Here is a 19,597-nt window from a genome sequence, read left to right as displayed (position 1 = left end):
GCAGGGATCATATGACCTCACCATCCGGACCGACCTTCCAATCGCCCAGTCTGGCCCATGCCCGGCCCATCGGTGCGTGCCTTGAAAGCCTTGGCGTGACCGAGGCCGGGATTTCCTCTGCCGAAGCGGCCGACCGTCTGGCCTGTCATGGTCCAAACCTGTTGCCGCAGGTTCATGCCCGGGGGCCTTTGCGCCGCTTTCTGGCTCAGTTCAACAATGTGCTGATCTATGTGCTTTTGGCCGCCGCCGCCGTAACCGGGGCGCTGCAGCATTGGGTGGATACAGGGGTGATCCTTGCGGTGGTGCTGGCCAATGCCAGCATCGGATTTTTGCAGGAAGGCAAGGCTGAAACCGCCATGGCCGCGATCCGCAACATGCTGGCCCCGCGCGCTGCGGTCTTGCGCGATGGGCGCCGGCAGGCGGTGGAGGGGGCTGTTTTGGTGCCGGGCGACATCGTGCTGTTGGAACCGGGTGACAAGGTTCCGGCGGACCTGCGCCTGATCGAGGCGCGCGGTCTGGCCGCGCAAGAGGCGATCCTGACCGGTGAATCCGTGCCGGTGGACAAGACGCCTGACCCGGTCGCGCCAGATGCCGCGCTGGGCGACCGCCGGTCCATGCTGTGGTCGGGCACGCTGGTGACCCAAGGCACGGCGCGCGGGCTGGTGGTGGCCACCGGTGCAGGCACCGAGATTGGCCGCATCGGAGGGCTTCTGGCTGGGGTCGAGGAACTGACCACGCCCCTTGTGGCGCAGATGGACCATTTCGCCCGCTGGCTGTCGTTCCTTATCCTTGCGGCGGCCGGGCTTTTGCTGGCCTGGGGCTATTTCGTCGGTCACATGGCCTTTACCGAAGTGTTCATGACCGTCGTTGCCATCGCAGTCTCGGCCATTCCCGAAGGCTTGCCCGCCGTGATGACCATTACGCTGGCCATCGGGGTGCAGGCCATGGCGCGCCGCCATGCCATCGTGCGCCACCTGCCGGCGATTGAGGCGATTGGCTCGGTCTCGGTGATCTGCACCGATAAGACCGGCACGCTTACCCGTAATGAAATGGTGGTGGCAGCGGTGGAAACGCCCGAGGGGGTGTTTGCCGTGGCGGGCGAGGGTTATGCCCCGCAGGGCCGGATCACGCCAACGGGCGATCTGACCCGGCTCGCGCGGGCGGCAGCCTTGTGCAACGATGCCGCCCTTGTTGACAAGGGTGGCCTTTGGACCGTCGAGGGCGATCCGATGGAAGGTGCGCTTTTGGCCTTTGCGGGCAAGGTCAGCCCCGGCATCGCGGCCCAACGTCTGGACGTGCTGCCCTTTGACAGCCGCCACCGGTTTATGGCTGTGCTGAGTGAGGAATCCTTGGGCCGCGTCACCCATGTCAAGGGTGCGACAGAGCGGGTGCTGGGCATGTGCCGCGACATTGACCAGCGCCATTGGCACGCAAGGGCCGAGGTTATGGCGCGGCGCGGTCTGCGCGTGCTCGCGCTGGCTGAACGAGTTGAGGCGGGCGCCAAGATCCACGCCGAGACCTTGGAAAGCGGCCTCACCTTTCTGGGGCTTGTCGGCCTGATCGATCCACCCCGCCCTGAGGCGATTGCCGCCGTGGCGGAATGTCGGGCGGCGGGCATCCGGGTTAAAATGATCACCGGCGACCATGCTGGAACAGCGGCGGCCATCGCCGCCCAAATCGGGCTGGAGACGCCCCACCGCGTGCTCACTGGTGCGGATCTTGATCGGCTGGACGAGGCTGAACTGGCGCTGGAGGTGGGATCGGTCGATGTCTTTGCCCGCACCAGCCCCGAACACAAACTGCGCCTTGTCACCGCCTTGCAGGCCGCTGGGCTGACGGTGGCCATGACGGGGGATGGGGTGAACGACGCCCCAGCACTGAAGCGCGCCGACGCAGGCATCGCCATGGGGCTGAAAGGGTCTGAGGCCGCCAAGGAGGCCGCCGATTTGGTGCTGGCCGACGACAACTTTGCCAGCATCGCGGCCGCGGTGCGCGAGGGGCGCACGGTTTATGACAACCTGAAAAAGGTCATCAGCTGGACCTTGCCCACCAATGCCGGGGGATCCTTGGTGATCGTTGTCGCATTGCTCGCAGGGATAGCCTTGCCGATGACCGCGGTCCAGATCCTGTGGATCAACCTGATCACCGGGATCACGCTGGGCATCGCTCTGGCCTTCGAGCCGACTGAGACCGGCACCATGTCCCGCCCCCCGCGCCGCCGCGAGATGCCGATCCTGTCAGGACAGCTGGTCTGGCATGTGGTGCTGGTGGCCGGGCTGTTTGTAGCGGCGGTTTTCAGCGTGTTCAGCTATGCCATAGACCGGGGCTATCCCTTGGCCTTGGCGCAGACCCTTGCGATGAACACGCTGGTGGTGCTGGAGATTTTCCACCTGTTCTTTATCCGCAACCTCCACAGCACCTCACTGACATGGGCAGCGGTGCGGGGGACGCGGGTGGTCTGGACGGTGGTTCTGGCCATCACGGCGGCCCAATTCGCGGTGACCTACCTGCCCGCGCTGCAGGCGGTCTTGGGCACAAGGCCGGTGCCGTTGTGGGATGGCGTGCTGATCGTCGGCATCGGCGCCGCATTTTTCGTGTTGATCGAGATTGAAAAGCAGATCCGATTGGGGCTGCGCATGGGGTGACTGATCAAGCGTGCCCAAGGTCAAAAGCGTGTAAATGTCTGAAAGAAATTGATTTCGAAGACTGCATGAACCCAAGGTAAAGGCTCAACCCTGGGCGCGGCTGGCTTCTGGACGGCGGTTGGTGTGGGTGCAAGCCCTGCGTCTGGGATCAAGCGGCAGGCCTTGTCCCAATTTTGCTTGTCCGGTTGGGGATTCCTAGCTTTAGTGAACACTGGGCTTGGGGTTCCCTCCTGACGCTCATTTCTGGACGCAGGCGATTTTCATTTTCACATTTGAACAAAGGAATTCAGATGGGACAGCAGTATTTTTTGGTGGAAAGCATCCAGCAGGTTGGCGCGGACCAGGTGATCAAAGGGCAGTTCATCGTTGCTGGCGAGATCGTGATCAGCGGCGGGCAGACATCGGCCTTGGCATCCGAACAACCAAAGCCCAAGTCAAAACCGAAGATAAAGCCGCTTAAGCCGCGAGAGTTGAAGTGGATCATCGGACCCAGCGGCTTTGGCAAGGAAACGGCTGAGTTGATGGGGTATGAGACCGTGCGCTTCGACGATATCAGCTATCCCGGCCCCCGGATCTAAGGCGTTCAGGATTTGCCAACGATATGGGCTGTCCGGCAGCGATGCCGGGCAGCCTGTGCCGTGTCAGCGTTTCGGGTGGATCGGGGCACGGGTTCGGTTGAACTCTTTATGGGCGTGGGTGGGGTGGGCCATCTGCCCACCGCCCATTCGCCTTGGCCTAAAAGAAGTCGAAATAGTAAAGCGCGATGATCGCGATCAGCGGGACGCCCAAGAACCAAGCAATGATACCCTTCATCTGAAACTCCATGTGTTTGCCTTGTGGCAGTGGGATTTATGGATCCAGCGTAGGGCAGATGCCGGGGGGCGGTGTTATCAGGGATCAGGATTTGGGGTGAGAACCGCCCCGCCCCTTGGCGGGGGAAAACGCTCCAGTGGAGCGTTTTCAGGTTCGAACGCCCGCGAACGCTTTCGCGGGCCGGGTAAGACCGAACGCCTGCCACATGCGCCCCTTGGCCCGCAATCAAGGCGCGAACGCTCCGCCGGGTTTGCCATTGGTTTGAGAAGCCAATGGCATGGCCCGACATCTCCCCGGGAGGGCGCGTTGCAACGGTTGCCAGCAGAACTGCGGTGGGAGGGGTTGGGAGATAAAGCGCCTAGCATGGGCGTTGGCGCGTCGTCCCGAGGTCGGGCGCGGCCCAGGGTGGGGATGGGGTGCGCAATGAATGCGCACCCTACGTTTTCTTACCGCGAGAACCGCTTATACTTCACCCGCTTCGGCTCCAGCGCGTCCGGTCCCAGGCGGCGGACCTTGTCGGCCTCATAGGCCTCGAAGTTGCCCTCGAACCATTCGACATGGGCATCGCCCTCAAACGCCAGAATATGCGTGCAAAGACGGTCAAGGAAGAAGCGGTCGTGGCTGATGATGATCGCGCAGCCCGCGAAATCTTCGATGGCGGCTTCCAGCGCTTGCAGGGTTTCCACGTCCAGATCGTTGGTCGGTTCGTCAAGGAGCAACACGTTGCCGCCCGATTTCAACAGCTTGGCCATGTGAACGCGGTTGCGTTCCCCGCCTGATAGCAACCCAACCTTCTTCTGCTGGTCGGTGCCCTTAAAGTTGAAGGCCCCGGTGTAGACGCGGCTGTTGACCTGCATGTCACCCAGATGAATGACCTCGGCCCCGCCCGAGATTTCTTCCCAGACGTTCTTACCCGGGTCCAGCGCATCGCGCGACTGGTCGACATAGGCCAGATGCACAGTGTCGCCCAGCGTGATGGTGCCCTCGTCAGGCTGCTCGCCGCCGGTGATCATGCGGAACAGGGTGGATTTGCCCGCGCCGTTTGGCCCGATGACGCCCACAATCGCGCCCGGCGGCACGGTGAAGGAGAGATCTTCAATCAGCAAGCGGTCACCCATGGCTTTCTTCAAACCCTGAACCTCGATCACCTTGTTGCCCAGACGTTCGCCATTGGGGATGATGATCTGCGCCTGCGAGGCGCGTTCGGTAACAGTTTGGCCGGCCATTTCGTTATAGCGCGCCAGACGGGCCTTGCCCTTGGATTGGCGGGCCTTGGCGCCAGAGCGGATCCACTCCAGTTCCTTTTCCAGCGCCTTTTGCTTGGATTTGTCCTCACGGGCCTCTTGCTGCATCCGCTTGGCCTTTTGGTCCAGCCATGCCGAATAGTTGCCCTCGTAAGGAATGCCCCGGCCGCGGTCGAGTTCCAGAATCCACGTTGTGATGTCATCCAGGAAGTAACGGTCGTGGGTGACGATCAGGATCGTGCCCTTGTAGTCGATCAGGTGCTTTTGCAGCCAAGCGATGGATTCGGCGTCCAAGTGGTTGGTCGGTTCGTCGAGGAGCAGCATGTCGGGCTTTTCAAGTAAGAGCTTGCACAGCGCGATGCGGCGGCGTTCCCCGCCCGACAGCGTGGTCACATCGGCGTCATCCGGCGGGCAGCGCAGCGCGTCCATGGCGACGCCCACGGTCGCCTCCAACTCCCAGAGATTCCCAGCGTCGATCTGGTCCTGCAGCGCGGCCATCTCATCAGCGGTCTCGTCCGAGTAGTTCATGGCAAGTTCATTGTAGCGTTCCAGAATCTTAGTCTGTTCGGCCACGCCCAGCATCACGTTTTCTTTGGCGGTCAGGGCCGGGTCCAGATAGGGCTCTTGCGCCAGATAGCCGACCTTGGCGCCCTTGGCGGCCCAAGCCTCGCCTTTGAAATCCTTGTCCATCCCGGCCATGATCTTCAAAAGTGTCGATTTACCGGCGCCGTTGACACCGACGACCCCGATCTTCACGCCGGGCAGGAAGTTCAGGTGGATGTTTTCAAAGCAGGTCTTGCCGCCCGGATAGGTCTTGGAGACGTTCTCCATGTGGTAGACATATTGATAGCTGGCCATGACGGGCTCCTGACAGGTGATCTTGCGGGTTGCGGGCTATGTAGCGATTGTTGTGGACAAGGGCAACGTGTGCGGGGATGGTGACGCCCGGATTCTGGAGGGGCCATGCGGTCGGGGTTTCCCATAGCGACAAAGGGCATGGTCATTGGCCTTTTGGGCGGGTCGTTTGACCCTGCCCATGAGGGGCATGCCCATCTGAGCCATGAGGCGATGAAGCGGATGGGGCTGGATCAGGTCTGGTGGCTGGTGACCCCCGGCAACCCGTTGAAAGCCCGTCAACCTGCCCCGATGGCCGAGCGGTTGGCGCGGGCCAAGGCGGTGCTCAAAGGCCATCCGCGCATCAAGGTGACGGCTCTAGAGCTGGCCTTGGGCACCAAGCGCACCGCCGATACCATCGACAGGTTGCGGGCGATCTATCCGGGTGTCAAATTCGTCTGGTTGATGGGGGCTGACAACCTCGTGCAGTTCCACCGCTGGGGCCGTTGGCGCGACATCCTACGCAGCGTTCCGGTGGGGGTTTTGGCGCGGCCGGGCTCGGGTGTGGCGGCGCGGATGTCGGTCGCGGCGCAGTCGTTCCGTGTGCATCGGGTGCAGCGCGGCGAGGGTCTGGGGCGGCAACGTGCCCCGGTCTGGGCGTTCGTCAACATGCCGATGAGTACGGCCTCGTCCAGCGCCATCCGGGCGCGGGGCGAGTGGAAGGTCTAGCGGGCGAGAAGATGCAGGCAGGGCAGGGGTCTTGGCAGGAATGATCGGGCGGCGGGCGCTGATAGGCGGGCTAATGGCAGGCATGGCGGCGGCGGCGCAGCCGGTCTGGGCCGAAGCCCCATCTGTTGTCCCGCGCCCCAAGCGTCGGCCCGAGCCGGGCGAGGACCGCGCGCTGAACCGCCTGATCGAGGCGGCCAAGCTCTCGGGCGCTTTGGCCTATGTGGTCGCTGACCGCGCCACGGGCCTGGTTCTGGCCTCGAAAGATGCAAGCCTGCCCCTGCCGCCCGCCTCGGTCGCCAAGGCGATCACTTCGCTTTATGCGCTCGAGCAGCTTGGCCCCGCCTTCCGCTTTCGCACCCGGCTGATGCGACAAGGGCCGGTGGTGAACGGGCGGCTTGAGGGGGATCTCTATCTGGTCGGCGGGGGGGATCCGAACCTTGACACCGACGACTTGGGCGATCTGGCCGCTGCCCTTGCCGCCACGGGTCTGCGCGCGGTGTCGGGCCGGTTCATCGCCTGCGACGGGGCCTTGCCCGCCCATGCCCGGATTGCCGCCGATCAGCCCGACCATCTGGGCTATAACCCGGCGATTTCCGGGCTGAACCTGAACTACAACCGGGTGCATTTCGAATGGAAACCGGCAGGGCAGGGCTGGCAATTGGCGATGGACGCGCGGGGCGCGCGCTTTGTGCCGCCCGTCGCCGGGGTCAAGGTGGCTTTGGCTGCACGCGAGGCACCGATCTTTGCCTATGAGGGCAGCGATCCGACCGAGCGTTGGACCGTGGCCGAGCCTGCCTTGGGCGAGGCGGGCAGCCGCTGGCTACCCGTGCGCCGCCCCACGCCCTATGTGGCCGAGGTCTTTGCCACGTTGGCCGCCGCCCATGGCCTGACGCTTCCGCGTGCCGAGATCATGGCCCAGCCGCCCGCAGATGCGGTGGAGATCGTGGCGCATGAGGGGGAAGATCTGACCGCCGTCTTGGCCGATATGCTGCGCTTTTCCACCAACCTGACCGCCGAGGCCGTGGGCCTGATGGCCAGCGGGGCGGGCAGCCTTTTGGGGTCTGGCGCCGCGATGAGCGACTGGGCGCGGCGGCGCTTTGGGCTGGCGGCGCGGTTTGTCGATCATTCAGGCCTTGGCGTGCAATCGGCGATCACTGCCGAGGATCTGGTCAAGGTCATGCTGCGCGCCGATGCCGCCCGCCATGGCGACCTTTTGGCGGGGCTGATGCGCGAAAAGGGACTGGCCGATGACGAGGGAAAAGAGCTGCAATCGAACCCTGTGCGCATTCACGCGAAATCCGGCACGCTGAATTTCGTGTCCAATCTGGCGGGCTATGTCGCCGCACCGGGGGGCGAGTTGGCCTTTGCCATTATCGCCGCTGACCCAACGCGTCGTGCAGCCGTGCCGATGGACGAGCGGGAACAGCCCAAAGGCGGGCGAAGCTGGACCCGGCGCGCACGCCGTCTGCATCACCAGTTGATCCGGGCTTGGAGCGAGGCCTATCTTTGACATCAGTCGCTTGGTCTGCGCCAAGAAAATCACGTGATTTCAATTGCCTGCCATGGGTTCATATTTGCCGCGTTGGGCGGGACCTTGCCCCCGCAACGGTCAGAAGCCAGACGCGGGCGATCTACCAAAAGCTGGGCATCGACTACCGCGCCAGCCTCTGTGCGGCGCTGTCGAAGCCACATTACGCAGCCTGATCTCTCGCGCCATCAAAAGGCAAAGCTAGGCCGCCTTTCGCCGGGGCGCCTCGGGGGCCAGCAGCAACCGCGCCTCATGCGCCTTGAGGGTTAAGCGGGCTGAGACATATGCCTCGGGGTGTGCGGGTTCGGGCGCGTTGGCAAAGACCGCAAACAGCTCATCGCGCGCCGCATCATCCAACCCGCCGATATTGCGCGCGGCGGGCTGGAAGCTTTCGCTCCAGATGCCATCGGCCAAGATCACCTCGTGGCGGTCGAACATCAGGTGCAGATAGGTCACCTCCTGCACCACCGCTTCCACAATTCCGGGCTGGCCTGCCATGTGCAGCGCGCGGACAAAAACCTCGTCCTCGCCGAAATACAACTCGGCCCGCGAGCCGCTTTGCAACAGGCAATGCTGGCGCGACACTTTCATGTCACGCTCAGGCACGCCCATGCCGAAGGCGTCCTTATGGATGAGGATCGGCTGCAAGGCGGCATTGGCCTGCAAGTCATGGGTGCCAAAGCTTTTGACCCCCACCCAGCGGATCGGCTGATAGCCCCGGTCGCGCGTCAGGACCATGTCGCCCGGTTGCAAGCGTTCAATCGCGCGGGGGCCAGAGGGGGTGGCCACCTGCGTTCCGGGGGTGAAACAGGCGATCCCGGCGTCGATGCCGGTAAAGCTGAGCGTGCCGATGACATTGCCCAGCGCATCCAGAAACTCGACGGTGCCCGAAGTCCGGTCACTGGGGTCCTTGATGATCCGGTAGGGGCCCGCGCCGGACAGGTCGAGCACGTCATTGTCACCCGCGCCGCCCACGATGGTATCGCCAATGCCGCCGACAAAGGTATCAGACCCCGCGCCGCCAACCAGACTGTCTGCCCCCGCCCCGCCCGAGATCAGGTCATTGCCTGTGCCGCCAAACAGGGTATCGTTGCCTGCCCCGCCATAGAGGCTGTCATTGCCTTCACCGCCCGTGACGCTGTCATTGCCGGTGCCTGCGTCGATCAGATCATCGCCTGTGCCGCCATCGGCGGTGTCATTGCCTGTGCCGCCATAAATGGCGTCATTGCCCTCGCCGCCCGTGGCCACGTCATCGCCCGCGCCGGCCAGAATGGTGTCATTGCCCTCATCGCCATTGGCAATGTCATTGCCCGCGCCGACATCGATGTAATCATTCCCACCACCGCCGAAAAAGACGTTGGTATAGACGTCACCCACCAGCCCTTGGTTGTCAAAGCCGATCAGCGTGTCGTCAAAGGCCGAGCCGAAGATACCGTCCACCCCGGCCAGCACATCTCCCGTGGCATGCCCGCCCGAGGCCGTGCCCGCGCCGAGGTTGACCGACACGGCGGCATTGCTGTCGGAGTAGTCAAGGTAATCCATCCCTTGGCCGCCATAGAGCGTGTCACGCCCCGCACCGCCATTCAGGGTGTCGTCGCCATTGCCCGCGTCGATGAGGTCGTTGCCCAGCCCACCGCGGATGGAGTTGTCACCAGTGCTGCCGTAAAGCGAGTCGTTGAAGACCGAGCCGAACAGGTTTTCGACCCCAACCAGCGTGTCCCCGGCCGCCGTGCCGTCAGCTCCGCTACCGCTCGCAAGGTTGACGTTCACGGCGGCGGTTGAGTCCGAGTAATCGGCCGTATCAATCCCCGCGCCGCCCTCGACCCGGTCGGCTCCTGCGCCGCCCTGCAGCAGATCATTGCCATCGCCACCAAACAGGCTGTCGCTGCCCGCGCCGCCATACAGGCTGTCATCCCCCGCGCCGCCGCTCAGGCTGTTGGCAGTGCCATCCCCGATCAGCAGATCGGCATAGCTTGAGCCCAGAATATTCTCGATCTGGCTTAGCACATCGCCAGCCGCATCCCCCCCAGCCCCGGCGCCGGTGGTCAAATTCACCGTGACGCCCGCGCCCGAGGCGGAATAGTCCGCCGTGTCAATTCCGGTGCCGCCAATCAGCGTGTCACTGCCCGCGCCGCCGACCAAGAGATCATCCGCAGCGCCACCGTCCAAAAGGTTGGCACCGCTGTCGCCGATCAACGTGTCGTTAAAGTTCGACCCGATCAGGTGTTCAATCCCGCCCAGCACGTCGCCCGCCGCAAAGCCACCCGTGAAGCCGGTGGCCAGGTTGACGCTGACCCCCGCCGTCGCACTGCCATATGAGGCGGTGTCATTGCCGCTGCCGCCCAAAAGCGTGTCGGCCCCGGCTCCGCCTTGCAGGATGTCATCGCCTGCGCCGCCCGCAAGGATATTGGCCGCGCCATCGCCTGTCAGCGTGTCATTCAGGCCCGAGCCTGTGAGGTTTTCGATCCCCGTCAGGCTGTCGCCCGCAGCATCACCCCCAAGGCCCGGCGTCCCCGTCAGGCCAATGTTCACGCCCGCAGCCGAGGTACTGTAATCGGCGGTGTCACTGCCCAACCCGCCCACCAGCGTATCGGCCCCGGCCCCACCGATCAGCAGGTCATCGCCCGCCCCGCCTGACAGGCTGTTGGCCAGCCCATCGCCCTGCAAGCTGTCGTTGAAGCCCGAACCTTCGAGGTTCTCGATCCCAGCCAGCACATCGCCCGCCGCATCGCCGCCCAGCCCGGTGCCGGCCGCCAGATCGACATTCACCGCAGCGCCCGAACTGGCGTAATTCGCCCAGTCGATGCCCGCGCCGCCGTCCAGCGTGTCGGCCCCTGCGCCGCCGCTCAGGCTGTCATTGCCCGCGCCGCCAAGCAGATATTCATTCCCCGCCGCTCCGATCAGCGTGTCGTTAAACCCTGACCCGATAACGCCTTCGATCCCGGTCAGCGTATCGCCCGCTGCATCTCCTCCGCTGCCCAAACCTGTTGCAAGGTTGACCGAAACCGCTGCGGTTGAGCCGCTGTAATCGGCAATGTCAAAGCCGTCGCCCCCAAAAAGCCGGTCCGACCCGCCGCCGCCGATCAGCGTGTCACCCCCATCGCCGCCGTAAAGGGAATCGTTGCCCAAGCCCCCAAACAGGCTGTTGGCCCCGCTGTCACCGGTCAGCGTGTCGGCAAAGTTCGATCCGATCAGATGCTCGATCTCAAACAGAACGTCGCCCGTGGCATGGTTGCCGCTGCCCAGCCCGGTGGACAGGTTCACAGAAACCGCGCCTGTCGCCGAGGCATAGGTCGCAATATCATTGCCCGTTCCACCATAGAACGTATCTGCGCCGTTGCCGCCGTTCAGCGTGTCATTGCCGTCGCCACCGAACAAAACATCGTTGCCCGACCCAGCATTGAGCGAGTCGTTGCCGCCAAAGGCGTTCAGCGTGTCGGCCCCGGTGCCCCCGGTGAGGGTGTCGTTGCCGGAAGTGCCATTGAAAACGGGCACGTCGGTTCTTCCTGCTCTGCCGCGCCCGCCTTGGGTCTGATGCCCGGTCGGGTCTGTTCTGGGATGGCGCCCCTTTGGGGGCTTTGGTCTTATATGATCTGTTGCGCGCGTGAATTGGGGCAAAATCATGACAAATACGGCGAAAATGGAATGATTGTCTCGCGAACGTGGCAAAGTCGCCGCGAAATCAAGGCGCTGACGCCCTGTTTCCATGTCGCCTTAACGCCCTGTTAACCTTGGTTTGGCAGGCTCACGGCATGATGCAGCGATGGATTTCCCTCCTTTTTCTTGTCGCCTTGGTCGGCTGTGGCGCGCATCCCGCGCCTGAATTTTTCGGAGCCCAGCGCAGCGAGGTCAGCCGCGATGGCCGCAGCTATATGGTGTTTCACACCGACAAACGGGTTGAGGTCGTTCGTCTGGGATATGCGCCGCGCGGCGCGCATCGGGCGATCCGGGCCACGATGATCGATCTGATCCCCGAAGTGACGGGCTGCAAACTGGTGGACAGCACGCTGCAAGGCGACAGCGGCGAAATGCGGGGCAGCATCCGCTGCTGATCCTCAGGCGCGCAGGAACAACTCCCACAGCGCCCAAGCGGCAGCCGCGGCGAACAGGATGCCAAAGCCGGGGCTGGCCATGGAAAACTCCAGCGCCGCCATCCCGGCGGGCACCGCCACCGTCACCGCGCGAACCCAAGTCTTGGCAAAGAACGGATGGTTGCGGTCAAGGAACTTGTATTTCGGACTGTTGCTCATCTGGGGTCCCCTTTGGCCCCAAGATAGGCATAGCGATAGGCCAGCGCCACCCCTCCGGCCCCACCCAGCAGATTGCCTAAGGTCACCCAGAACAGGTTGTTCAGGGCCAAGGCCACCGGGATGTCGGCCCCGGCCAGCAGGCCAAGCGGGAAAAAGAACATATTGGCGACCGAATGTTCCAACCCCAACAGCACGAAGGTCGAGATCGGCCAGAGGATCGCTAGGATCTTGCCCGTGGTGTCGCGCGCCGAAAACGACAGCCAGACCGCAAGGCACACCAGCGCGTTGCACAAGGCCCCCTTGACCAGCCAAGGCACGGCGCTGCCCGCCGCCTTGGCGGTGGCGACAGTCGCGGCGGTCTGGCCCAAGGCGCCATCCGTCAGCCCGCCAAACCAGAAAGCCCCCGCAACCCCCACAGCGCCCAGCAGGTTGCCGACATAGACCACCCCCCAATTGCGCAACAGCGCGCCAAGGCCGATCTTGCCGTCAACCGCCGCCATCACCATCAGCGCATTGCCGGTGAACAGCTCGGCCCCGCCGACGATCACAAGGATCAGGCCCAGCGAAAACACAATGCCGCCCAGCAGTCGCTGCGGGCCAAAGCCCGCATCCGCCCCGGTCATGACCATCAGATATCCCGCCGCGCCAAAGCTGATGAAGGCCCCGGCCAGCACCGCCAGTGTCAGCATTTGGCCAAGGGGCAACCGGGCCTTGGCCACCCCGACCTGTTCGATCAACGCGGCAATCTCGGCGGGTTTATAGGCGTCATGGTCATTCGGCATGTCGGGTCTCCCATGGGGCTAAGCCTAACCTGTCCGGTTGGGAAACGGGATGATTTTTCGCGCCATCCGTGGCAGACTGCGGGGCAGGGAGGACCGTCCATGCACGACCATCACCTGACCATTACCCCCGGATTTGTGGGGCAGACCGTCATCACCACCTTCGAGATGACCCCCGCCACCGCCCATGACCTGATCGAAAAGCTGCAAGCCGCCTATGACGAAGTCATCCGCCATCAGCCGGGCTTTGTGGCCGCCGGGCTCCACATGAACGACGCAATGACGCGGGTCTGCAACTATTCGCAATGGCGCGTGCGCGAGGATTATCAGGCCATGCTGCGCACCCACGAAATGCGCGACCGAAACCGCGAGATCAACGCGCTGTGCAAAGGATTTGAGCCGGTGATGTATGAGGTGGTGGGGGTCTTGTCGAAGAGCTGAGCGTTACCGCCCCCGGTTCGAGCGCTTGCCACCCCGCATCCCCGCGCGGCCACCCGTGCTGCGGCCCCGCGCCTTCACGGCCTCATCCACCGCCTCTTCGATCACCGACTGGCGCGCCAAGGGGTCGTCAGCCACGGCCAGTTCTACCGCCTCCAGCCGCTTGACCTCATCGCGCAGGCGGGCGGCTTCTTCGAATTCCAGATTTTCCGCCGCCTTGCGCATGGCCAGACGCAGCGCATCAAGATGCGCAGCAAGGTTCTGGCCGACATTGGGCTTGTCGACCTTGGTCGTCACCCGCGACTGGTCGGTGTCGCCCTGATAGATGCCCAGAAGGATGTCTTCGACGTTCTTCTTAATGGTCGTCGGCGTGATGCCATGTTCGGTGTTATAGGCCACTTGCTTGGCGCGGCGCCGGTTGGTTTCGCCCATCGCCCGTTCCATCGACCCGGTGATGCGATCCGCATACATGATGACCCGGCCTTCGGAATTGCGCGCCGCCCGCCCGATGGTTTGGATCAGCGAAGTTTCTGAGCGCAGGAAGCCCTCTTTGTCAGCGTCAAGGATCGCCACCAGCCCGCATTCCGGAATGTCCAAGCCCTCGCGCAAGAGGTTGATCCCCACCAGCACATCAAACGCCCCCAGCCGCAAATCGCGCAGGATTTCAATGCGTTCGATGGTGTCGATGTCCGAGTGCATATAGCGGATGCGAATGCCCTGTTCGTGGAAATACTCGGTCAGATCCTCGGCCATCCGTTTGGTCAACGTTGTGACAAGCACCCGCAAGCCCTGCGCCGCGACTTTGCGGATCTCGTCCAAAAGATCGTCAACCTGCATTTCTACGGGCCGAATTTCGACCTGCGGATCAATCAGGCCAGTGGGGCGGATGACCTGTTCGGTAAAGACGCCGCCGGTCTGCTCCAACTCCCATTTCGCGGGCGTGGCGCTGACAAAGACCGACTGCGGGCGCATCGCGTCCCATTCCTCAAACTTCAGCGGGCGGTTGTCCATGCACGAGGGCAGGCGGAACCCGTGTTCGGCCAGCGTGAACTTACGCCGGAAGTCGCCTTTGTACATGCCGCCAATCTGCGGCACCGAGACGTGGGATTCATCGGCAAACACGATGGCATTGTCAGGGATGAACTCAAACAGGGTGGGCGGTGGCTCGCCCGGTTGCCGCCCCGTCAGCCAGCGCGAGTAGTTCTCAATCCCGGCGCAAGAACCCGTTGCCTCCAGCATCTCAAGATCAAAGTTGGTGCGCTGTTCCAGCCGTTGTGCCTCAAGCAATTTGCCCTCGACATTCAGCTGTTTCAGGCGGTGAAAGAGCTCATCCTTGATGCCTTTGATCGCCTGCTGCAGCGTCGGGCGCGGGGTGACATAGTGCGAATTTGCATAGATGCGGATCTGCTCAAAGCTGTCGGTCTTGGCCCCCGTCAGCGGATCAAATTCCACAATCGTTTCAAGCTCTTCGCCAAAGAAGGAAAAGCGCCAGGCCCGGTCGTCAAGGTGGGCGGGCCAAACTTCCAGACTGTCGCCCCGCACCCGGAACGCGCCACGCGAAAATGCCTGATCGTTGCGGCGGTATTGCTGGGCCACCAGTTCGGCAATCACCTTGCGCTGGTCGTAAAGCTGGCCAACGGTCAGGTCTTGGGTCATGGCCGAATAGGTCTCGACCGAGCCGATACCATAGATACACGACACAGACGCCACGATGATCACGTCGTCCCGTTCCAAGAGCGCCCGGGTGGCCGAGTGGCGCATCCGGTCGATCTGTTCGTTGATCTGGGATTCTTTCTCAATATAGGTGTCGGTGCGCGCGACATAGGCTTCGGGCTGGTAGTAGTCGTAGTAAGACACGAAGTATTCGACGGCGTTATCGGGGAAGAAGCCTTTGAACTCGCCATACAACTGGGCCGCCAAGGTCTTGTTGGGGGCCAAAATGATGGCTGGGCGCTGAGTTTCCTCAATCACCTTGGCCATGGTAAAGGTCTTGCCGGTGCCGGTGGCCCCCAAAAGCACCTGATCGCGCTCGCCCGCCATCACCCCTGCGGCCAGTTCGGCAATCGCCGCGGGTTGATCGCCCGCCGCCTGAAACGGCGTCTGCATGACAAAGCGTTTGCCGCCCTCCAGCTTCGGCCGGGTCAGCACTTCGGGGCGTTCAGTGGGCAGGTTGGCATTGTTGTGGGGCATGGTGATTCCCTTTCCCCGCAATCTATTCTGTTTTTGTTCTAGAGAAAGGGTTGCGGGCGGTTCTGGTAAGGCTTTGTTCAGCTTGATGAAGGGAACGTGAACAATGCCGGCTCAATTTTAGGGGAAAGGCGCCTAAAAATTGCATCTTTGGGTTGCAAGGCGGCTGGGGCTGGGGCAAACTGACCTTGCAAGCAGCAAACCTCGCTGCCGGCTGGTCGCACCACACACCCCACCCACACTCCCCGTGACCAGCCGGCAGCATCTTGCGCGCCTTCGGCCCTTGCACTTTCCCGCAGTTTTCGGAATAACCCGACCATAGCCCAAGGGAGGTTCCACCATGCGCGCCCGCATCTATCAGCCCGCGAAAACCGCCATGCAGTCGGGTGTCGGCAAGACCAAGCTTTGGGTGCTGGAATATGCGCCCGCCGCGGAACGCACCGTTGATCCGTTGATGGGCTGGACCTCGTCCAACGACACGCAGACCCAGGTCAAACTGCGCTTTGACAGCCGCGAGGCGGCGCTGGCCTATGCGGCCTCCAAAGGGATCGAGGCCGAGGTGGTTGAACCAAAGCCGCGCAAGCACAACATCCGCCCCGGCGGCTATGGCGAAAACTTCGCCACCAACCGCAAGGGCGCTTGGACACACTAAGACATTGCCCGCCGCGCCCGCCCTTGTCGGCGGGCGGTTTCATTGCCAGCCCTTCCTTTGAAAGGTGATTTCATGCGGATTATCTCAACTTCGGCCTTGGGCCTGACCTGCGCCATGACCCTATGGTCCACCACCGTCTTGGCCGAGGCCACCGATCAGGGCGCGGCGGATCTTTTGGCGGTGTTCCAGACCTATCTTGGCACCACCGAGGGCGTTGTGACCGTGGCCGTGGACGGCGATGCCTATCAGGTGACGCTCGATCCCGCCTCCCTGTTGGCCCAAGTCCCGGCCGAGGTTGGCATGACCTCGACCATCACCCCCATCGTGATGACGCTGGCCGACAATGGCGACGGCACCTGGGCCTATGAGGTCGATCAGCCGGTGTCGGTCGCCTATGACATCCCCGGCGCGATGACCACAAAGACCGAGTATGAGCAGTTCTTGCTGACCGGCACCTTCGATGAAGCCTTGGGCGATACCTCCTCCTACAGCCTTGCTTTGAGCAACATGCTCACCGAGCAGACCCAGATCGCCCCGACTTTGGGCGAAATGGTGATGAAAGTGACCCAAGACAGCGTCACCATCGAGGGCACAGCGCAGGCGGGCGCGGCGGGCGGGGTGGATGGCCAGTTCACGACCAGCTCGGGCAATCTGCGCTATGAAATGACCATTCCGGGTGGCGAAGGCATGCCGCCGATGCCCTTCGTCCTCACTATGGCCGAGGGCAGCGCCGAGGGCGGCATGACCGGCTATCAGCCCAAAGGCCTTTACGGGCTTTTGGCCTATTTCGTCGCCCGCCCCGACGCGGCCATGATCGAGGCGGACAAGGCTGGGCTGAAGGCCGCGCTTGAAGCCGCCATGCCGATCTTTGCCAATCTACAAATGACCGGGGCTTACAAGACCCTGACGCTGGAAACCCCGATGGGTCCGGTGGGCATGGATGAGGTGGGGCTGACCATCGACGTGAACGGCGCGGTGGCTGAGGGCAAATTCCGCGAGGCGATCAGCTTCAAGGGCCTGTCCCTGCCTGAGGGCCTGGTGCCACCCTTTGCCGCCGCGATGGTCCCGACGGATATGACGCTGGACGTCGCCGCATCGCGCTTTGATCCGGCCGCGGGTGCGGCGCTGGCGCTGGGCTTGTTGGATCTGCCGGCAGATGCCACCGCAGGCCCTGAGTTCGGCATGCAGTTGCTCTCAGCGATCCTGCCCGAAGGCTCGCTCGACATCACTATCGCGCCCGGTGAAACCAACGCGCCGGGCTACAGGCTGACCTATGAGGCCAGCATGGCCGTTGGTCCCGCGATGCCGATGCCCGTGGGCAAAGCCCGCATCGGCCTGACCGGGATGGACAAGATCAACGAGGCGCTCTTGGCCAGCCCGCCCGAAATGGGTCTGCAAGAGATGGGCATGATGCTTGGCATGGCGCAGATGATGTCGCAGCCCGGCGTCGATGGCGAGTTGATCTGGGAGATCGAGGCGACCGAGGCCGGGGGTCTGTTGATCAACGGTCAAGACATGATGGGGGGCGGTCAGTAAGCCATGGCGGTTACCATTGCCAAGGAAAGCCCGGTCGGCCCGGATCTGACGCTCTTGTTCACGCGTCACACCGCCGACATGCACGCCGACACCCCGCCCGAAAGCATCCATATGATGGATGCCTCGGAGCTGGCCATCCCGGCGGTGCAGTTCTTTGTCGCGCGCGAGGCGGGGCAACCCTTGGCCATGGGGGCCTTTAAGGCGCTGTCAGATCCCACCCATGCCGAGATCAAGTCGATGCATGTGCTGGCCGAGGCGCGGGGCAGGGGTCTTTCGAAAGCCATGCTCGCCCATGTCGAGGCGACCGCGTGGGCATCGGGTGTGACGCGGTTGTCCTTGGAAACCGGGGTGCAACCCACCTTCATCGCCGCCCGCGCGCTTTATGAACGCGCGGGCTACAGCATCTGCGGCCCGTTTGAAGGCTATTGGGATGACCCCAACAGCCTTTTCATGACCAAGAGCTTGGTCTAAAAGACCCTCACTGGTCCCGTAGCTCAGCTGGATAGAGCAGCCGCCTTCTAAGCGGCGGGTCGGGGGTTCGAGTCCTCCCGGGATCGCCAATCCTTTGGTGTGTTGACGCCGTAAGGGGCAAGGGCAAGCCCCCTGCCTGCGGTCAGCAACAACGCCACAAACTAGGTGCGGTTGTCAGCCACTAGCTTACCAAGCCGCCTTAACGCATTGCCAGCGCAGCTGGACGGACCGCGCCCTTTTTCGCGCGCGGTCTCTCAGATCAGGACGCGGCCAGCGTCTTTTTCGGGTCGTAGAACGGGCGCTCTACCACGGTGGCTGAGAGCGTGCCGTTGCCCGTAACGACCTCAACCCGCGTGCCAATCGCGGTGTGATCCACGGCCAGCATCGCAAGCGCGATGTTTTGCTTCAGCCGCGGCGAGTGGATGGCCGAGGTCACCTTGCCAATCGCCGCGCCATCCTTCGTAATCGCCCAGAAAGTGGTGTTCGGCCCGGTTAGGGCAGCGCTTTCAATCACCAAGCCCACCTGCTTGCGGCTGACACCCGTGTCCTTGATGCGCTGCAAGGCCGCCTTCCCGATGAAATCGGCGCCGCTTTCCAGGTTCACCAGCCGATCAAGCCCCAACTCATAAGGGTTGGTGTTGATATCGGCATCCGCATGATACGACAGCATCCCCCCTTCGATCCGCCGGATCGACGAGGTATGGCCCGGCTTCAGCCCCAAGGGCTGACCCGCTGCCATGATCTTTTCCCACAGTTTATCGCCATCAGCCGAATCCTGCAGGTAAATCTCGTAGCCCAACTCGCTGGACCATCCGGTGCGCGACACGATCAGCGGGATGCCGTCCAATTCGACACGTCGCAGCCAATAGTATTTCAGATCCATAATGCTGTCGCCAAAGAGCGCGCGCATCACCTCGCCCGATTTCGGGCCTTGCAGCTGCAAGGGCGAGACGTCCGGCTCGTGGATGGTGACATCCATGCCCGAATGTACCGCAACCCCCTTGGCCCACAGCAAGATATCGGTGTCCGCCAAGGACAGCCAAAAGCGGTTTTCTTCCAGCCGCAGCAGAACAGGGTCATTCAAGATGCCGCCTTCGGCATTGGTGATCAGCACGTATTTGCACTGACCCACCGCCAGCTTGGACAAATCACGCGGCGTCAGCATTTGCACAAAGCGCGCGGCATCCGGCCCTGCGATTTCCACCTGACGTTCAACGGCAACATCGCACAGGATGGCATCGTTGATCAGGTTCCAGAAGTTTTGCTCGGGGTTTCCGAAATCACGCGGAATATACATGTGGTTGTAGACCGAAAACGCCGTTGCCCCCCAGCGCACCGTGGCATCAAAATAGGGGGACTTGCGGATCTGCGTGCCGAAGCCAAAGTTCTGGACGGTTGTCATCTGATGTGCCTTTTCTGGTGGGTCTGGAGCCTCAAAACCTGAGGCCAGACCGCGCGAGGGTTCGTTGATGACAAGAATCTAGGCACAGA

Annotated in this window: 15 protein-coding genes and 1 tRNA gene; 10 read left to right on the top strand and 6 right to left on the bottom strand. The window is 62.9% G+C overall.

Annotated features, from left to right (window positions below):
* The first annotated feature begins 11 nt into the window (after positions 1-11).
* Both AC72UB_RS14280 and AC72UB_RS14275 read left to right on the top strand, forming a co-directional pair.
* Positions 12-2,645, top strand: coding sequence for an HAD-IC family P-type ATPase (locus AC72UB_RS14280; RefSeq protein WP_505190361.1), 2,634 nt, complete (start codon positions 12-14; stop codon positions 2,643-2,645).
* Between the two features lie 290 nt (positions 2,646-2,935).
* The gene (locus AC72UB_RS14275) at positions 2,936-3,223 is read left to right on the top strand and encodes a hypothetical protein (RefSeq protein ID WP_505190360.1); all 288 of its coding nucleotides are present in this window, start codon (positions 2,936-2,938) and stop codon (positions 3,221-3,223) included.
* A 681-nt stretch (positions 3,224-3,904) separates the two neighbouring features.
* On the opposite strand, the gene ettA is transcribed toward AC72UB_RS14275, so the two are convergent.
* Positions 3,905-5,560 carry an energy-dependent translational throttle protein EttA gene (ettA, locus tag AC72UB_RS14270; protein ID WP_463289528.1) on the bottom strand — a complete coding sequence of 552 codons (1,656 nt, stop codon included), beginning with the start codon at positions 5,558-5,560 and terminating at the stop codon, positions 3,905-3,907.
* A 105-nt stretch (positions 5,561-5,665) separates the two neighbouring features.
* On the opposite strand from ettA, the gene AC72UB_RS14265 reads away from it, so the two are divergent.
* Together AC72UB_RS14265 and dacB are read left to right on the top strand one after the other, a co-directional pair.
* Positions 5,666-6,265 (top strand): nicotinate-nucleotide adenylyltransferase, encoded by a 600-nt coding sequence (locus AC72UB_RS14265; protein ID WP_505190359.1) that lies wholly within the window; start codon positions 5,666-5,668, stop codon positions 6,263-6,265.
* Between the two features lie 40 nt (positions 6,266-6,305).
* Positions 6,306-7,775: a D-alanyl-D-alanine carboxypeptidase/D-alanyl-D-alanine endopeptidase gene (dacB, locus tag AC72UB_RS14260; RefSeq protein ID WP_505190837.1), complete on the top strand. Its 1,470-nt coding sequence runs from the start codon at positions 6,306-6,308 to the stop codon at positions 7,773-7,775.
* Between the two features lie 219 nt (positions 7,776-7,994).
* Here dacB and AC72UB_RS14255 read toward each other — a convergent pair whose 3' ends face one another.
* Entirely contained in the window at positions 7,995-11,288 is a 3,294-nt protein-coding gene (locus AC72UB_RS14255) for a Hint domain-containing protein (RefSeq protein ID WP_505190358.1), read from the bottom strand.
* A 257-nt stretch (positions 11,289-11,545) separates the two neighbouring features.
* Here AC72UB_RS14255 and AC72UB_RS14250 point away from each other — a divergent pair, with 257 nt between their 5' ends.
* Positions 11,546-11,845 (top strand): hypothetical protein, encoded by a 300-nt coding sequence (locus tag AC72UB_RS14250; protein ID WP_505190357.1) that lies wholly within the window; start codon positions 11,546-11,548, stop codon positions 11,843-11,845.
* A 3-nt stretch (positions 11,846-11,848) separates the two neighbouring features.
* On the opposite strand, the gene AC72UB_RS14245 is transcribed toward AC72UB_RS14250, so the two are convergent.
* A complete protein-coding gene (locus AC72UB_RS14245) occupies positions 11,849-12,043 on the bottom strand; it encodes a hypothetical protein (protein WP_505190356.1) in 195 nt (64 codons plus the stop codon).
* Positions 12,040-12,825, bottom strand: coding sequence for a formate/nitrite transporter family protein (locus AC72UB_RS14240; protein WP_505190355.1), 786 nt, complete (start codon positions 12,823-12,825; stop codon positions 12,040-12,042). The genes AC72UB_RS14245 and AC72UB_RS14240 overlap by 4 nt, the downstream gene beginning before the upstream one ends.
* A 99-nt stretch (positions 12,826-12,924) precedes the next feature.
* Here AC72UB_RS14240 and AC72UB_RS14235 point away from each other — a divergent pair, with 99 nt between their 5' ends.
* Positions 12,925-13,263 (top strand): antibiotic biosynthesis monooxygenase family protein, encoded by a 339-nt coding sequence (locus tag AC72UB_RS14235; protein WP_505190354.1) that lies wholly within the window; start codon positions 12,925-12,927, stop codon positions 13,261-13,263.
* Between the two features lie 3 nt (positions 13,264-13,266).
* Here AC72UB_RS14235 and uvrB read toward each other — a convergent pair whose 3' ends face one another.
* Complete coding sequence (uvrB, locus tag AC72UB_RS14230; protein ID WP_505190353.1) at positions 13,267-15,450, bottom strand: excinuclease ABC subunit UvrB; 2,184 nt, start codon at positions 15,448-15,450, stop codon at positions 13,267-13,269.
* A 337-nt stretch (positions 15,451-15,787) separates the two neighbouring features.
* Here uvrB and AC72UB_RS14225 point away from each other — a divergent pair, with 337 nt between their 5' ends.
* The 4 genes from AC72UB_RS14225 (at position 15,788) to AC72UB_RS14210 (ending at position 18,195) form a co-directional block, all read left to right on the top strand.
* Positions 15,788-16,099 carry an ETC complex I subunit gene (locus tag AC72UB_RS14225; protein ID WP_463289538.1) on the top strand — a complete coding sequence of 104 codons (312 nt, stop codon included), beginning with the start codon at positions 15,788-15,790 and terminating at the stop codon, positions 16,097-16,099.
* Between the two features lie 72 nt (positions 16,100-16,171).
* Entirely contained in the window at positions 16,172-17,635 is a 1,464-nt protein-coding gene (locus AC72UB_RS14220; protein WP_505190352.1) for a hypothetical protein, read from the top strand.
* Between the two features lie 3 nt (positions 17,636-17,638).
* Positions 17,639-18,106 (top strand): GNAT family N-acetyltransferase, encoded by a 468-nt coding sequence (locus AC72UB_RS14215; RefSeq protein WP_505190351.1) that lies wholly within the window; start codon positions 17,639-17,641, stop codon positions 18,104-18,106.
* A 12-nt stretch (positions 18,107-18,118) separates the two neighbouring features.
* Positions 18,119-18,195: transfer RNA gene (locus AC72UB_RS14210), tRNA-Arg, on the top strand.
* A gap of 170 nt (positions 18,196-18,365) precedes the next feature.
* On the opposite strand, the gene AC72UB_RS14205 is transcribed toward AC72UB_RS14210, so the two are convergent.
* Positions 18,366-19,508, bottom strand: coding sequence for a glycine cleavage T C-terminal barrel domain-containing protein (locus tag AC72UB_RS14205; RefSeq protein ID WP_505190350.1), 1,143 nt, complete (start codon positions 19,506-19,508; stop codon positions 18,366-18,368).
* Positions 19,509-19,597 lie beyond the last annotated feature (89 nt).

Source organism: Allotabrizicola aquatica (SeqCode), from assembly GCF_965194375.1.
Classification (GTDB): Bacteria; Pseudomonadota; Alphaproteobacteria; order Rhodobacterales; family Rhodobacteraceae; genus Tabrizicola_A; species Tabrizicola_A aquatica.
Note: the sequence above shows the minus strand (reverse complement) of the source record. Positions and strands in the feature narration are given on the sequence as shown.

Excerpts from the sequence above, each read along its gene's own strand:
- AC72UB_RS14220 (WP_505190352.1), top strand. The coding sequence starts at position 16,172 with ATGCGGATTATCTCAACTTCGGCCTTGGGCCTGACCTGCGCCATGACC.
- AC72UB_RS14250 (WP_505190357.1), top strand. The coding sequence starts at position 11,546 with ATGATGCAGCGATGGATTTCCCTCCTTTTTCTTGTCGCCTTGGTCGGC.
- AC72UB_RS14275 (WP_505190360.1), top strand. The coding sequence starts at position 2,936 with ATGGGACAGCAGTATTTTTTGGTGGAAAGCATCCAGCAGGTTGGCGCG.
- AC72UB_RS14280 (WP_505190361.1), top strand. The coding sequence starts at position 12 with ATGACCTCACCATCCGGACCGACCTTCCAATCGCCCAGTCTGGCCCAT.
- dacB (WP_505190837.1), top strand. The coding sequence starts at position 6,306 with ATGATCGGGCGGCGGGCGCTGATAGGCGGGCTAATGGCAGGCATGGCG.
- AC72UB_RS14265 (WP_505190359.1), top strand. The coding sequence starts at position 5,666 with ATGCGGTCGGGGTTTCCCATAGCGACAAAGGGCATGGTCATTGGCCTT.
- AC72UB_RS14245 (WP_505190356.1), bottom strand. The coding sequence starts at position 12,043 with ATGAGCAACAGTCCGAAATACAAGTTCCTTGACCGCAACCATCCGTTC.
- AC72UB_RS14240 (WP_505190355.1), bottom strand. The coding sequence starts at position 12,825 with ATGCCGAATGACCATGACGCCTATAAACCCGCCGAGATTGCCGCGTTG.
- AC72UB_RS14215 (WP_505190351.1), top strand. The coding sequence starts at position 17,639 with ATGGCGGTTACCATTGCCAAGGAAAGCCCGGTCGGCCCGGATCTGACG.
- AC72UB_RS14235 (WP_505190354.1), top strand. The coding sequence starts at position 12,925 with ATGCACGACCATCACCTGACCATTACCCCCGGATTTGTGGGGCAGACC.
- AC72UB_RS14225 (WP_463289538.1), top strand. The coding sequence starts at position 15,788 with ATGCGCGCCCGCATCTATCAGCCCGCGAAAACCGCCATGCAGTCGGGT.
- ettA (WP_463289528.1), bottom strand. The coding sequence starts at position 5,560 with ATGGCCAGCTATCAATATGTCTACCACATGGAGAACGTCTCCAAGACC.
- uvrB (WP_505190353.1), bottom strand. The coding sequence starts at position 15,450 with ATGCCCCACAACAATGCCAACCTGCCCACTGAACGCCCCGAAGTGCTG.
- AC72UB_RS14205 (WP_505190350.1), bottom strand. The coding sequence starts at position 19,508 with ATGACAACCGTCCAGAACTTTGGCTTCGGCACGCAGATCCGCAAGTCC.